This window comes from Campylobacter sp. RM9334, assembly GCF_020138145.1.
Lineage (GTDB): Bacteria > Campylobacterota > Campylobacteria > Campylobacterales > Campylobacteraceae > Campylobacter_E.
On sequence record NZ_JACGAX010000019.1, the window covers coordinates 25,446 to 39,929 of the forward strand.

Annotated in this window: 14 protein-coding genes; 13 read left to right on the top strand and 1 reads right to left on the bottom strand. The window is 28.5% G+C overall.

The window, feature by feature from the left end; all coding sequences use genetic code 11:
* Window positions 1–25: 25 nt before the first annotated feature.
* On the bottom strand, window positions 26–1,993 hold the full coding sequence (uvrB, locus tag AVBRAN9334_RS07875) for an excinuclease ABC subunit UvrB (RefSeq protein WP_336607485.1): 1,968 nt from the start codon (window positions 1,991–1,993) through the stop codon (window positions 26–28).
* Between the two features lie 86 nt (window positions 1,994–2,079).
* Here uvrB and AVBRAN9334_RS07880 point away from each other — a divergent pair, with 86 nt between their 5' ends.
* The 13 genes from AVBRAN9334_RS07880 to AVBRAN9334_RS07940 form a co-directional block, all read left to right on the top strand.
* Window positions 2,080–2,313, top strand: coding sequence for a hypothetical protein (locus AVBRAN9334_RS07880; RefSeq protein ID WP_214118384.1), 234 nt, complete (start codon window positions 2,080–2,082; stop codon window positions 2,311–2,313).
* Entirely contained in the window at window positions 2,297–2,635 is a 339-nt protein-coding gene (locus AVBRAN9334_RS07885) for a hypothetical protein (RefSeq protein WP_336607486.1), read from the top strand. Before AVBRAN9334_RS07880 ends, AVBRAN9334_RS07885 begins: the two co-directional genes overlap by 17 nt.
* Window positions 2,619–3,074 carry a type II secretion system protein gene (locus AVBRAN9334_RS07890; protein ID WP_336607487.1) on the top strand — a complete coding sequence of 152 codons (456 nt, stop codon included), beginning with the start codon at window positions 2,619–2,621 and terminating at the stop codon, window positions 3,072–3,074. Before AVBRAN9334_RS07885 ends, AVBRAN9334_RS07890 begins: the two co-directional genes overlap by 17 nt.
* Before the next feature lies 1 nt (window position 3,075).
* Entirely contained in the window at window positions 3,076–3,570 is a 495-nt protein-coding gene (locus tag AVBRAN9334_RS07895) for a prepilin-type N-terminal cleavage/methylation domain-containing protein (RefSeq protein ID WP_239803614.1), read from the top strand.
* A 1-nt stretch (window position 3,571) separates the two neighbouring features.
* Window positions 3,572–4,201: a type II secretion system protein gene (locus AVBRAN9334_RS07900; RefSeq protein WP_336607488.1), complete on the top strand. Its 630-nt coding sequence runs from the start codon at window positions 3,572–3,574 to the stop codon at window positions 4,199–4,201.
* A complete protein-coding gene (locus tag AVBRAN9334_RS07905) occupies window positions 4,201–6,051 on the top strand; it encodes a primosomal protein N' (RefSeq protein WP_336607489.1) in 1,851 nt (616 codons plus the stop codon). Before AVBRAN9334_RS07900 ends, AVBRAN9334_RS07905 begins: the two co-directional genes overlap by 1 nt.
* Window positions 6,052–6,114: 63 nt before the next feature.
* Window positions 6,115–8,667: a bifunctional aconitate hydratase 2/2-methylisocitrate dehydratase gene (locus AVBRAN9334_RS07910; protein WP_336607490.1), complete on the top strand. Its 2,553-nt coding sequence runs from the start codon at window positions 6,115–6,117 to the stop codon at window positions 8,665–8,667.
* A gap of 124 nt (window positions 8,668–8,791) precedes the next feature.
* Window positions 8,792–9,232, top strand: a complete 441-nt coding sequence (locus tag AVBRAN9334_RS07915; RefSeq protein WP_214118371.1) for a copper resistance protein CopD — start codon at window positions 8,792–8,794, stop codon at window positions 9,230–9,232.
* A complete protein-coding gene (locus AVBRAN9334_RS07920; RefSeq protein ID WP_214120517.1) occupies window positions 9,225–9,638 on the top strand; it encodes a hypothetical protein in 414 nt (137 codons plus the stop codon). Before AVBRAN9334_RS07915 ends, AVBRAN9334_RS07920 begins: the two co-directional genes overlap by 8 nt.
* Complete coding sequence (locus AVBRAN9334_RS07925) at window positions 9,635–10,831, top strand: MFS transporter (protein ID WP_214118368.1); 1,197 nt, start codon at window positions 9,635–9,637, stop codon at window positions 10,829–10,831. The genes AVBRAN9334_RS07920 and AVBRAN9334_RS07925 overlap by 4 nt, the downstream gene beginning before the upstream one ends.
* Entirely contained in the window at window positions 10,824–12,746 is a 1,923-nt protein-coding gene (locus tag AVBRAN9334_RS07930; protein ID WP_336607491.1) for a hypothetical protein, read from the top strand. The genes AVBRAN9334_RS07925 and AVBRAN9334_RS07930 overlap by 8 nt, the downstream gene beginning before the upstream one ends.
* Window positions 12,743–13,006, top strand: a complete 264-nt coding sequence (locus tag AVBRAN9334_RS07935) for a FlhB-like flagellar biosynthesis protein (protein WP_214118364.1) — start codon at window positions 12,743–12,745, stop codon at window positions 13,004–13,006. Before AVBRAN9334_RS07930 ends, AVBRAN9334_RS07935 begins: the two co-directional genes overlap by 4 nt.
* 146 nt (window positions 13,007–13,152) lie before the next feature.
* Window positions 13,153–14,484, top strand: a 1,332-nt coding sequence (locus tag AVBRAN9334_RS07940) for a molybdopterin-dependent oxidoreductase (protein WP_336607492.1), incomplete at its 3' end; no start/stop codon positions are given.

Consider the following 14,484-nt stretch of genomic DNA (forward strand, 5'->3'; position numbering starts at 1 on the left):
AATAATAATTATTAATTTTAAAATTTTAAATACTTCTTAGTTTTTTAATCTCATCTCTATAAAACGCTGCTTGTTCAAAATCAAGCTCTTTTGCTGCTAGGTGCATTTTTTCTCTTAATTCATTTACTAATTTAGCCCGCTCATTTGCTGGCATTTTTTCTATTTTTGATTTTTTTATAGAAACATTATCTTCGTTTTGTTTTAAAGTCTTTTCTAATTTTCGCTCAACACTTCTTGGAGTAATTCCGTGCAATTTATTATAAGCTTGTTGCAAGCTTCTTCGCTCACTCGTAATATCTATTGCTTCTTGCATTGATTTTGTGATTTTTTTAGCATATAAAATTACTTTTCCATTGATATTTCTAGCTGCTCTTCCCATTGTTTGAATTAAACTCGTAGTTGAGCGTAAAAAACCTTCCTTATCAGCGTCTAAAATAGCTATAAGACTAACTTCAGGTAAATCAAGTCCTTCACGAAGCAAGTTAATTCCAATTAGCACATCAAAATCTGCATTTCTAAGACCAATTATTAATTCATTTCGCTCAATTGCATCAATATCTGAATGCATATATTTACATTTTATCCCTAATTCTGTGTAGTATCTTTGCAATTCTTCTGCCATTTTTTTTGTAAGTGTTGTGATTAATACACGCTCATTTCTTGCAATCACCTTTTTAATCTCATCATATAAATGCTCTATTTGGTTTTCGCTATCAATTATGCTAATTTCAGGGTCAAGCAGTCCTGTTGGACGCATAATTTGCTGATAAACACACTCACCACTAAGCTCAAGCTCTAATTCAGCAGGGGTTGCACTCACAAATAAAAAAAAGCAATCTTTATTAATAAATTCATCAAATTGTAATGGTCTATTATCTAAAGCACTTGGCAATCTAAAGCCGTATTCAACTAGCACTTCCTTTCTAGCTCTATCTCCTGCAAACATTCCCCTAAATTGTGGCAAACTAACATGGCTTTCATCTACAATTACTAAAAATGGCTTTTGTTTTATTTTAAAATAATCAAATAAAGTATAAGGAGTTTCTCCTGCATTAAGCCCACTTAAATGTCTTGAATAATTTTCTATTCCTTTAGTCATTCCTGTAGTTTCTAGCATTTCTAAATCAAATTCAACTCGCTGTTCTAAGCGTTGTGCTTCTAATAATTTGCCTTGTTTTTTAAAGTATTCTAACCTTTCATCAAGCTCATTTTTAATATCTTTACAAGCTCTTTTAAGCGTTGGAGTAGCGACTATAAATTGATTTGCAGCATAAAGTGTGAATTTATTTAAATCTTTTATTTTTTTATTATCAAAAGTATTAAAAGTATAAATCTTTTCTAATTCATCATCAAAAAATTCTAAGCGAATTGCATCATCTTCATAATAAGCTGGATAAATATCTATAATATCCCCATTTACACGGAAATTTCCCCTATCAAAAAACGCATCATTTCTACTATATCCCATAGCTACTAAATGAAGTAATAATTCTTTTTGTTTATAGCATTTGCCTACTTCAAAAAACTCTACCATATCAATATATTCAGCAGGATTTCCTAATCCATAATTAGCACTTACACTTGCAATACAAACGCAATCATCGTATGCTAAAAGCGAAGCAGTTGAGCTTAGGCGAAGCCTTTCTAAATCATTATTAACCGAGCTATCTTTTTCTATAAATGTATCAGTTCTAGGAATATAAGCTTCAGGTTGATAATAATCATAATAACTTATGAAATACTCCACATGATTATTCGCAAAAAAGCCTTTAAATTCGCTATAAAGCTGAGCGCAAAGTGATTTATTATGGCTCATTATTAAAGTAGGCATTTTAAGTTTATTTATCACATTTGCCATTGTAAAAGTTTTACCCGAGCCTGTAACTCCTAAAAGAGTTTGATATTTTTGTCCATTTTTTACACCATTTACAATCTTTTCTATTGCTTGTGCTTGATCAGGTGATGGTTTATAATTACTAATTAACTCAAACATTTTAATCCTAAAAAATAATTTTTATTATTATATTAACTATAAATAATTAAAATCACAGCTTTAAAATTTGATTAAGGATAAACAAAATGAGCGATAACATAACAAGCACACTAAGTAATAAAATAGTAGAATTAATGGAAAAATATAAATATTTAGTAAGCGAAAACGAAAGGCTTATGAATGAATTAACTCAAGCAAAAGCTAAATGTGAAGCACAATCATATGAAATTAGTAAATTAGAAGAAGAGTTATTAAATAAAAATCTAATTGAAGAAGAAACCTTAAAAGCAATAGAGCAAGTGCTTGGAAACAACAACTAAATTTACGATAACCTTAGGAGCTAGGGGCTATAATTTTAATGTTCCGTCTAAAGAATTTTTAGCTTATTTAAATGATGATATAAATAAGCTAAAAAATCCTACAAAAAATATAGAAATACCACAATTTATTAATTTATATCTTAAAAAAAGTTACTCACACTTTCAATTAGTGCAAGAATTTGAAAAAATACAAGAAGAGAATTTAAAACTTAAAGAAGAAAATGTAAATCTTAAATCAGAATTGCAAAGACAAAAAGAAGATTTAATAAATATTATAAATATTCTTAACAATAAAGGAAAAATAGATGAAAAAAGCATTTAGTATGATAGAAATGATTTTTGCTATTGCTGTTATAGGAATATTAGCAGGAATTGCAATTCCTAAAATGATGGCTAATAAAGACACAGCACATATAGTGCAATTAAAAGAGCAAGTTGAAGCTATTAGAAAAGGTATTGAAGCCTACGCTGGAAATACTTATGTAGAAAAAGGCTTCAAAGAATATCCTGCAAAATTATGCAGTAGTGGTTGTAAGGGTGCTCCTGCTTTTGCTGATGAGGTAGCAAAAGGAATTAATAGAAGAGCTACTAATTCAATAGGCTGGGATAATGCTGATGATGATTTATTATTTGTTACAAAACCTAAAGAAAAAGCAGCAGTATTTTTTAAATACGATGCAAGCGATGGAAGCTTTAAATGTGATAAAAGCAAGGTCTTAAGCGGTTGGAAAGCAGAAGATTGCTCTATAATAGGAGAATAAGATGAAAAAAGCTATGAGTATGATGGAAATTATATTTGTAATAGTTATTATTGGTATATTAGCTGGCGTTGCTATTCCTAAATTATTTGTAGGTCGTGATGATGCACAAATATTAAAACTAAAAGAAACACTAGCTTTAATTCGTTCAGGTATAGAACAATATAAGCAAAATAGCCTTTATACAGATGGCACTTCAAAATATCCAGATGGCTTATGCTTAGACGCTAAGCGTGATAAAGGCACAACATGCCAAAATAATATGAAAAATAGCAATAGTTTTTTTGCAGCAGTATTAAAAAACCCTGTTACTTTTGGGTCTAAGCAAGGTAGTTGGGATGGTTGGACTAATAGTGTTGTAAATGAAACTTTTATTTATTATGCTGATAATAATAAAAATGGCTATGTATTTGAATACGATAAAAATAAAGGAACTTTTAAATGCCTTAATTCGTATCCAGGTGCAAAAGTTTTACCTTGTAAAAAATTAGGCGAGTAAAATGCTAGTAAATAAAAAAGCCTTTACTATGATAGAGCTAATATTTGCGATAGTTATTATCGGGATATTATCGGCTGTAGCTTTACCTAATTTTTTTGATTTAAAATTTAAATCTGATATAGCTAGCTTAAAATCAGAAATTGAAGGTATTAATGGTAAAATTAACGCTCAACTACTAAAAAATGTAATGGTAGGAAAAGTATCAAGCTATGATAATCTAGATAATTTAAATTCATCTGGAAAACCAATTGAACCTACTAAAATTTTTACAGCTTTATTTAAAGATGGCTTAGATAGAGGAGATGAGAATAAAGGTTGGCTTTTTTTAGCAAGAACAATAGCTACAAGCAATGCAACATACTCTGCATGGACTGAATTATATAACCCAGCTTATCAAGCAGATAAAGATTTTCAAGATTACTTAGATAAAGAAAAGAAAGATAGTAATCTTATAAAAGATGAGAAAATGGAACTATATAGATACACATTTAATTCTAATATATATTATAAATTTATTTATAGAAGTATAAAATCAGAATTAATATGCGTAGAAGCAGTATGTAATAAATGTAATAGTAAAAGAATTGATTCAATTAATAATATGATTCCTTGTATCAAAAAAGCTTCTTGATGAATTATTATAAAGTAGCGATTTTAGGACATAATTTAGAAACTTTAACCTATGAAAGTGATGAGGAAATTAAACCATTTTCAAAGGTTGAAGTAAAATTACACAATAAAAATTGTCTTGCAATTGTTATTAATAAATGCGAAAAGCCAACTTTTAACACCAAACAAATAATAAGTATTTTCAATGAATTTCTAACCGATAATCAAATGAAATTAGCAGAATTTATGAGTAAATATTACGCTGCTAATATATCTTTATGTCTTGATAGTTTTATACTAAGCAAAAATATATCTAATACTAAAAATAATTTGAATATAGATATAAATTTAAAACTAAATGAAAAACAACTTTTGTGTCTAAATAGTTTACAAAATAATAAAATGAATTTGGTTTTTGGAGATACAGGAAGTGGAAAAACTGAAATATATGCAAAATTAATTCAAGAATGCCTTAATGAAGGAAAACAAGCATTGTTTTTAATGCCAGAAATTAGCCTAACTCCACAAATGCAAAAAAGAATGAAAGTATATTTTAAAGATTTATTCATTACTTGGCATAGCAAAATTACTAAGGCTAAAAAACAAAAAGATTTAATAGAATTTGAATTAGGAAATAAGCCTTTAGTAATTGGTGCTAGGTCGGCACTTTTTTTACCTTTTAGTAATTTAGGATTAATTATCGTAGATGAAGAACACGATAATTCGTATAAATCTTCAAAATATCCATGTTATAACGCAAGAGATTTGGCAATTTATCTAGCAAGTATTACAAATGCAAAAATCATTTTAGGCTCTGCAACACCAAGTCTTCAAAGTTTTTATAATCAAAATATAAATAAATTTAGATTAAAAGGCACATATTTTCAAAGTGAAAAAGAAATTCTTTTTGACGATAGTCTTGAGACACCTAGCTCTAATTTACTTGATTTATTAGAAGATAATTTAAATAAAAAAGAGCAAAGTATGATATTTTTGCCTGTGCGTGGTAATTATCGTCAAGTTGTATGCAAGGATTGTAATTCAAGAAAAGTTTGTCCTAATTGCTCTGTGGCAATGAGTTTGCATAATAAAACATATAAATGCCATTATTGTGGTAAAAAAGAGTATTTAAAAAATACCTGTGATAACTGCGGTAGCGAAATATTAGAAAGCAAAATAATAGGAACAGCTCAATTATGCGAAGAATTAAAAAAGGCTTTACCTAATGCAAATATTGCAAAATTAGATAGCGATGAATTAAGCTCGGCAACTAAACTTAAAGAAATACTAGAAGAATTTGAATTAGGAAATATAGATATTTTAGTAGGAACTCAACTAATATCAAAAGGACACGATTATAAAAATGTTACATTTTGTGCTATTTTAGGACTTGATGAATATTTATTCTATCCTGATTATAAAGCTCGTGAAAATACACTTGCCCTTGCTATTCAAGTAGCTGGTCGTGCAGGAAGAGGCAAAAAAGCTAAAGTGTTAATAAATACTCAAAATAAAGATTTTTTTGAAAAATATTTACAAAATTATGATGAATTTTTAGAAGATGAGAAATTTTTTAGAACTAATTATCCACCATTTAAAAGACTATTAAGATTAATTATTGCATCAAAAAATGAAATAGAATCAAGTAATTTATGTGAAGACTTGGCAAATCATTTAAAAAATAGCAAAGAAAACGATAATGATTATGAAATAATAGGCTATGGAAAATGTGCTATAGAAAAAATTAACAATAATTATAGATATTATATTTTGCTCCGTTCAAATAAAAAAATGTTACTAAGTAACCTAGCCTTACACTACAAACAGTTACAAAAAGTAACAATTGATATAGACCCTATACATTTTTCTTGACAAAACTACTTTTTTATTATCTAAAGCATTTATAATCTTTTTAAAAATTTTAAAGGAGTTAATATGGCATTTTTAGAAGAATACCAAAAATTAGTTGAAGAGCGTGCTGCTCTTAATGTCCCTGCATTGGTTTTAAATGTAGCTCAGACAAAACAATTATGTGAGCTTTTGGAAAACAACGATAAAAATAGCGAAAAATTAAAAGATTTATTAGCTAATCGTGTTGGTGTTGGTGTTGATGATTCTGCGCTTATTAAATGTGATTTCTTAGAAAAAATACTATTTAACAATAGTAAATGCACCTGTATAAATAAATCTGAAGCAATATCAATGCTAAGCACAATGCTTGGAGGTTATAATGTAAGAGTATTACTTAAAGCTTTAGAAAACAATGAAATTGCAGAACTTGCTGCAAATGCTTTAACTAATATTATTTTCGTTCATGATGGTTTTGATAAAGTTGCTGAATTACATAAAAAAGGAAATAAATTCGCAACCAAAGTTCTAACAAGTTGGGCTAATGCAGAATGGTTTATTAAAAGACCTGAAGTAGCATCTCAAATAGAATGCGTTTGCTTTAAAGTAAATGGAGAAACAAATACAGATGATTTAAGTCCAGCAAGTGAAGCATTTACTAGAAGTGATATTCCTTTACACGCACAAGCAATGCTAGTTAGAAGACAACCAGGTAGTATTGAAAAAATAGAAGAACTTAAAAAATCTGGCATTCAAGTAGCTTATGTAGGTGATGTTGTAGGAACTGGCTCAAGCCGTAAATCAGCAATAAATTCAGTTCAATGGCACATAGGTGAAGATATAAAAGGAGTTCCAAATAAACGCACAGGCGGTGTGATTTTAGGACAAACTATTGCTCCAATTTTTTTCAATACCGCTCAAGATAGTGGTGCTTTACCAATAGTTTGTGATGTTACAAATCTTGAAATGGGAGATAGATTTGTTGTTGATATTGCAAACGGACAAATTAAAAAAGATGGTAAAGTTGTTTCAACTTTTGAAATAAATCCAAATACTCTTTTAGACGAAGTTCGTGCAGGTGGCAGAATTCCACTAATCGTAGGTCGTGGATTATGTGCTAAAGCTAGAGATGTTTTAGGTATGCCAAAAGAAGAAATATTTAAAAAACCATCTCAACCTGAAGTAAAAGTTAAAGGTTATACATTAGCTCAAAAAATGTTAGGTCGTGCTTGTGGTTTAGAAGGCGTTGTTCCTGGAATGTATATAGAGCCAAAAACTACAACCGTTGGTAGTCAAGATACAACAGGACCAATGACAAGAGATGAGATTAAAGAACTTGCTAGCTTAGGATTTAATGCTGATTTTGTATTACAAAGTTTTTGCCATACAGCAGCATATCCTAAATCAAGCGATGTAACAACACACACAACATTACCACATTTTATGAGTTCAAGAGGTGGGGTTTCACTTAAACCAGGTGATGGGGTAATTCATAGTTGGCTAAATCGTTTTGCTATGCCTGATGAAGTTGGAACTGGAGCTGATTCGCATACAAGATTTCCAATAGGCATTAGTTTTCCTGCAGGTTCAGGACTTGTAGCATTTGCTGCTGTAACAGGTGCTATGCCACTTAATGTGCCTGAAAGTATTTTAGTTCGTTTTAAAGGCGAATTACAATCTGGTGTTACATTAAGAGATTTAGTAAATGCAATTCCTTATGTAGCTATAAAAGAAGGTTATTTAACGGTTGAGAAAAAAGGCAAAAAGAATATTTTTGCTGGTAAAGTTTTAGAAATTGAAGGCTTAGAAAATCTAAAAGTAGAACAAGCATTTGAATTAAGCGACGCAAGTGCTGAAAGAAGTGCAGCTGCATGTTGTGTTAATTTAAGTAAAGAAAGCATAGCTGAATATTTAAATTCTAATATAAGCTTAATTGATGCTATGATTGAAGCTGGATATGAAGATAAAAATACACTTTTAAGAAGAAAAGCTAGAATGCAAGAATGGCTTAATAATCCTACATTATTAAGAGCTGATAAAGACGCTAGTTATGAGCATATTTTTGAAATAGATTTAAATACTATAAAAGAACCTATCCTAGCTTGTCCAAACGACCCTGATGATGTAGCAACTCTTAGTGAAGTATTAGCAGATAGCAAACGCCCACAAAATATTGATGAAGTATTTGTTGGTTCTTGTATGACAAATATAGGACATTATAGAGCTTTAGGAGAAGTTATTAAAGGTAAAGGTATGCTTAAAACTCGTCTATGGGTAGCACCTCCAACAAAAATGGATAAAGCTCAACTAACAAAAGAAGGATATTATTCAATTTATGGTGCAGCAGGTGCTAGAATTGAAGTTCCAGGATGTAGCTTATGTATGGGTAACCAAGCTCGTGTAAATGATGGAGCTGTTGTATTTAGTACAAGCACAAGAAACTTTGATAACAGAATGGGTATAGGCGCTCAAGTTTATTTAGGTAGCGCTGAATTAGCTGCTGTTTGTGCTTTACTTGGTCGCTTACCAAACCCAAGCGAATATTTAGAATTAGTAAATGATAAAATAAGCGATAGCAAAAAAGCTAATATCTACAAATATCTAAACTTCAATGAAATTGAAAACTTTAAAGTAGATTAATAATCTAGGGCATTTTGCCCTAGAACAATTTATTAATAAACTTTTATAATAATTAAGCTAAATCAATAAAACAAACAAAAAAGACAAATATAATCTCATTTAAAAATATTATGAAAGGATTTTTATGGAAAGTTTATATCCATTTGCACTTATTATTCACATTTTTTGTGCGATTATTTTTGTTGGTTATTTGTTTTTTGATGTTGTTATCTTTAGTCGTGCTAAGAAAAATCTAAGCCAAGAATTAGCACAACAAATTCAAGAAAGCATAACTAAAAGAGCTATTAAGATTATGCCAATTTGTGTGGTATTGTTAATACTTACAGGCGGTATGATGATGAGTAGATGGGTTGGTAGCGAGATTGGCTTTTTTGACACTACATTTCAGAAAATTTTTATGCTAAAAGTTGCTTTTGCAAGCTTAATTTTTATAATGGTAGCTATTAGTTTAATTTTCAAATTCGTAATCAAAAAACCAAATCCTTTAAACAAAATAATACACCCACTAGCATTAACTCTAGCTATTCTTATTGTGCTTTGTGCTAAGTTAATGTTTTATGTATAAATTAGTAATATCTTTAATATTTTTTAATATAGCTTTATGTTTATACTTTGCTAGTTTAGATGCTTTTTATAGTATCCAACTAGCATTTTATGCTAATTTAATAATTCCATTTCTAAGCTATTTAAGTCTTAAAAAATCATTACCTAAATTCCAAATTGCTAATACACCTAGATTTTTTATACAAAATACAAACCCTATTTATATACCAAAAAAAGGAATTAAAGAGAATTTTAAAGCAATTAAACATTATAAAATATTTATAAATATATATAAGTTTTTAGCCTATGTTTTTTTTATAATACTCGTATTAATATTAATTAATAATAAGCTTTTTAATATAATTGCTTTTTTTGCAAGTTCTTTTGTAATAATTTTAAACTTATTATTAGTAAGGATATTTAAATGATAAAAACAATCAACTCTTTAAGAGCATTATTATTTGCGTCTTTGCTATTGTTTGTAGGAAATTCTTTTTTACTAAGCTCAAATTCTATACTACTAAAAAATCTTGGATATGATGAATTTTATGTAGGATTAGTAAGTTCAAGCATATATTTTGGTGCATTAATTAGCACATTTTTTTCTCATAGTCTAATTCAAAAAGTAGGACATATTAGAAGTTTTGGTTTTTTTACTTCATTATTTGCAATAGCTGCAATTTTGCATATATTTACAAAAGAAATATATTTTTGGGCTATTTTAAGATTTACAATAGGATTTTCATACTATACATTATTAGTAATTATTGAATCTTGGATAAATCAAAAATCAAAAAACGAAATTCGCTCACGAATGCTCTCAATTTATGAAATAGTATTTTACTCTGGTTTTGCCATAGGAGTATTATTATTATATTTTGAACCAGATTACAATAATGTATTTATAATAGCTGTTATAGTGATTTTATTATGTTCGTTACCGCTTAATTTGTTAAAAATCAAACAACCTATCCTTAAGGAAAGGCGTAAAATCAGTATCCCAAATATTTTTAATGTATCAAAATTAGCATTTATATCAGCATTTGTTGGTGGCTTTTTAATGAATGGATTTTTTTCTATGTCTCAGACATATTTTCTAGCATTAAATTACAATATTCAAGATATATCTTTGCTAATTTTCACAGCAATGTTAGGCGGATTTATAGCACAATTATTTATAGGTAAATTTTCTGATACTTATGGTAGAAAAATAGCGATTTTATCTTGCGTAATACTTGCATTTTTTGCAAGTTTAGGACTATATTTTTTAGCAAGTAACAAAATTGCTATATTTATTTTATGCTTTTTCCTTGGAATGGGTCTTTTTTGTGTATATGCTTTAGCACTTGCAAGGGCTAGCGATAGAGCAAAAGAAAGCTCGCAAATGCTTGAAATCGGAAGAACGCTAATGTTTGCTTATGTATCAAGCTCTGTTTTATCTCCTATAATTTTAGGATTTATGATAAGTAATTTTGGAGCTAATGCTTATATTTTAGTTTATATAGTTTTATTGTTTTTCTTAGCTATTTTTACTCTTACCCAACCAAAAATTGACGCTGTAAATAGAATAGAATTTGAGCAAAAACCAAGTCAATTTGTGCATTTAGGCAACGATGAATAATATAAATACGACTTTAAATTCTTTAGTAAATAGTGATTTAGGGCTAAAGCAACAAGGGAATTTAAAACCCAATGTAAAAGATACAAAAGATATTAAAGAACCCTTAAAAGAAGGTAGTTCATTAATAAACGAAGCCTTAAGCGAAGATGAAACACTAGAGCTAGGTCTTAAAAAAATCGTAAATAAATTACTTGATGGAATAAAATCAAGTAAAGATTTAAACCAACTAGGCGAAAATGCAAAAAACATAAATATTTCAAAAAATATTGCTCAAGATATTAAAGAATTAAAAGCAATTTTAAGCAAGGATAAGGATTTAGAAGTATTTGTAAATAAACTTGATAATTTATTAAATACCAAAATGCAAGATTCAAAAGCCTTATTTCAAGCTTTAAATAATTCAGGGGTATTTTTAGAGAGCAAACTAAGGGCTAATCTAAACGAACAAGCCTTACCACAAAGCTTTTTTAGGCTTATTTCATTTATGAAAAATATTAAAACAAGTGATTTAAAAAGTGAGATTTTTAAACTCGGTCAAGAGCAAATGAGTGCCGAAAAATCCCTTGAAAAATTAGAAAATTTTATAAATCAAAAATTAGAAAATAAATCAACCACTACCCCTGTTATAAAAACTTTAGAATTATTAAAAAACGCTAGAGCGTATTTACAAAAAAATACCGAACCACTAAAACTAATTGAAGTAGCAAATAAATTAGAAGATAAAATTAATAAAGAAATAAAAAACCTAATAAATATTGAAGTTAAAAACGATAAAGTAAAAAGTATATTACCAAAATTAGCAAGTTTAAAAGCTGATATTCAAAACATAAAAAATCTAGCAAAAGAAATCATAAATAACCCATCAAATGTGCAAAATAATTATAAAATTTCAAATAATGAGAATAATATTTTAAGCAAACTTGAAAATATTAAAGAAATTCTAAAAAATAATAATGATATTTATACTAAAGATACTAATAAAATTGAAATAAAAACAACAAAAGAATTTGAAAATAAGGAAAATCAAAAAATCAATAATTTAAATTCTAAAACCACAGATGATAAAATAAAAACTACTGAAAAACCTATAGAAAAATCAAGTGAAGATATAAAAAGTGATTTAAAAGCTTTACAAGATATAACAAAATCTCAAGATATTAAACAAGAATTAAAGTTGTTAAACAATCCAGAAATCAAACAAGCAATCAATCAAAACAATACAATAAGTTCTATTTTAAATAGCGAGAATTTGAGTTTGCAAAATAAAATTGAAAGTTTGACAAAATTACTAAGTGCTAATTTAAAAAATGAAGAAAGTTTTAAAAATTATATAAATACTCAAGAAATAAAAAGCCTAAAAACTCACTTAAATCAAGCCAAAAAAGATATAAATCAGGTTGTAACTAGAACTGCAGAACATATAAACAACTCCATTTCAAACGATGCTAAATCAATACTGCTTCAAACTTCAAAAGTAGCTTTAGCAAAAGATAATAAAGTAGCCTATGATATGAGCCAAAAACTATTAAATCAAATAGAATTAAACCAAATAATATCAGTTGCAAATAATGAAGTAAATACATATTTACCCTACTCTTTAGATGATTTAGATGAATCAAATATTAGTTTTAAAAGTGATAGCGAAGATAAATTTTACGCACAAATTAAGCTGAAATTTAAAAGACTTGGAGCTATTAATATTATGCTTGGTTTAAATCAAGATAAATATTTAGATATTAATATGATGATAGAAAATGATAATTTTAGAGAAATCTTAATCAATCACGCAAGGGGTTTTAAAAAAGATTTAAGAAAAGCTGGTTTAATTACTTCTAATTTCTTTATTAGTAAATTAAGAGAGAGCAAATACGAAGATGAATATACATTAGACTTAGGATTTAATAAAAAAGTATGAGTAAGATAAGAAAAGCCCTAGCCTTAGGCTATAACAAAGATAAAAATAATGCTCCAAAAGTAATGGCAACAGGTAGCGGAGAAATTGCCGAAAGAATTATAAAATTAGCTAACGAGCATAATATTCCTATTAAAGAAGATGAAGAATTATGTGAAGTATTAAGCAAATTAGAATTAGGAGAAGAAATTCCACCTGCAATGTATAAGGCTGTTGCCGAAGTATTTTCATTCATTTATAGAATGTCAAAAGAAATGAAATGATTATTTTTTTAAATATTTATAATAATATTCAAATTAATAAATATAAAGCTTTTAAAATTATTCCATTAACTTATTTTCATATTTTAATATTATAATTTTTATATAACTTAAAAAATTAAGTTTTATTTAAACTAAAAGGAGAATTTATGGAAATGTTATCTCGTAGAAGCTTTTTAAAAGGTGCAGCAGGAGTAGCAGCTAGTGCGTCAAGTTTAGGTGCTGTTGATTTTGTAGCAGGTGATCCAATAGGTGCAGTAGATGGATTTAGTGCTACACACTTTGGAGCTTTTTATCCTATTGTTAAAAATAATAAATTAGAAAGCATAATACCATTTGAAAAAGATGAGTGTCCTACAACATTACTACAAGGAGTTTTATCTAGAACCTATGCTCCAGATAGAATTAAAAACCCAAGCGTTAGAAAAAGTGTTTTAGAAAAAGGATTTGAAAAAGCTCCTAAAAACTTAAGGGGTAAAGAAGAATTCGTTGAGATTACTTGGGAAAAAGCTTATGAATTAGTAGCTAATGAGCTTAAAAGAGTTTATGAAAAATATGGCTCTAATGCTGTTTTTGGTGGTAGTTATGGCTGGTATTGTGTTGGAAATATAAATAATCCACAAAGCTTACTTGGTAGAATGTTAGCAATTGCTGGTGGATATACCACAAGCACTCTTACATACTCAACTCATTGTATTCGTGCAATTACTCCTTATGTTAGTGGTGTTGATGAATCAAATGCTAAGCAAACTTCTTGGGAAAATATATTAGAACATTCAAAAGTAGTTGTAATGTGGTCAGTTGATATAGCAAATACCAACCAAATAGGCTGGGGAGTTCCTATGCATGAAACTTATAGCTATTTAAAACAACTAAAAAAATTAAAAGATGAAGGTAAAATTAGAGTTATAAATATAGACCCTGTGGTAAATCATACAGCGAGATTTTTAGGTGCAGAACAAGTATTTATTAATCCTACAACCGATGTTGCCTTAGTAGAAGCAATGTGTTATCATCTAATTAAAAACAATCTTCACGATGAAAAATTCCTTAAAAAATACACGGTAGGATTTGCTAAATTAAAAGAAAGATTATTTGATGAGAATAATCCAAAAACTCCTGAATTAGCAGAAAAAATCACAGGTATAAAAGCAGAAAAAATAAAAGAATTAGCAGAACTTATGGCTAAAAATAGAACTATGATTATGGCAGGTTGGGGTTTTCAAAGGGCTCATCACGGAGAACAAGCTCACTGGGCTATGATAACTCTTGCATCTGTTTTAGGGCAAATTGGACTTGATGGTGGTGGATATGGGTTTGCATATCATTATGCAGGTGGGTTACCAATTCCAGGCTCTCTAACTTTAAATGGTGCTGGAAGTGGAGCTACATTTGACACGAGCAAGGATTTTGCTGGATTTCCAGGAATTGGTGGTATAAGTGTTAGTCCATCAACTAAAGGAGAATGGAGCAATAGAGAA

Excerpts from the sequence above, each read along its gene's own strand:
- AVBRAN9334_RS07925 (WP_214118368.1), top strand. The coding sequence starts at position 9,635 with ATGATAAAAACAATCAACTCTTTAAGAGCATTATTATTTGCGTCTTTG.
- AVBRAN9334_RS07905 (WP_336607489.1), top strand. The coding sequence starts at position 4,201 with ATGAATTATTATAAAGTAGCGATTTTAGGACATAATTTAGAAACTTTA.
- AVBRAN9334_RS07935 (WP_214118364.1), top strand. The coding sequence starts at position 12,743 with ATGAGTAAGATAAGAAAAGCCCTAGCCTTAGGCTATAACAAAGATAAA.
- uvrB (WP_336607485.1), bottom strand. The coding sequence starts at position 1,993 with ATGTTTGAGTTAATTAGTAATTATAAACCATCACCTGATCAAGCACAA.
- AVBRAN9334_RS07900 (WP_336607488.1), top strand. The coding sequence starts at position 3,572 with ATGCTAGTAAATAAAAAAGCCTTTACTATGATAGAGCTAATATTTGCG.
- AVBRAN9334_RS07910 (WP_336607490.1), top strand. The coding sequence starts at position 6,115 with ATGGCATTTTTAGAAGAATACCAAAAATTAGTTGAAGAGCGTGCTGCT.
- AVBRAN9334_RS07890 (WP_336607487.1), top strand. The coding sequence starts at position 2,619 with ATGAAAAAAGCATTTAGTATGATAGAAATGATTTTTGCTATTGCTGTT.
- AVBRAN9334_RS07915 (WP_214118371.1), top strand. The coding sequence starts at position 8,792 with ATGGAAAGTTTATATCCATTTGCACTTATTATTCACATTTTTTGTGCG.
- AVBRAN9334_RS07895 (WP_239803614.1), top strand. The coding sequence starts at position 3,076 with ATGAAAAAAGCTATGAGTATGATGGAAATTATATTTGTAATAGTTATT.
- AVBRAN9334_RS07880 (WP_214118384.1), top strand. The coding sequence starts at position 2,080 with ATGAGCGATAACATAACAAGCACACTAAGTAATAAAATAGTAGAATTA.
- AVBRAN9334_RS07920 (WP_214120517.1), top strand. The coding sequence starts at position 9,225 with ATGTATAAATTAGTAATATCTTTAATATTTTTTAATATAGCTTTATGT.
- AVBRAN9334_RS07930 (WP_336607491.1), top strand. The coding sequence starts at position 10,824 with ATGAATAATATAAATACGACTTTAAATTCTTTAGTAAATAGTGATTTA.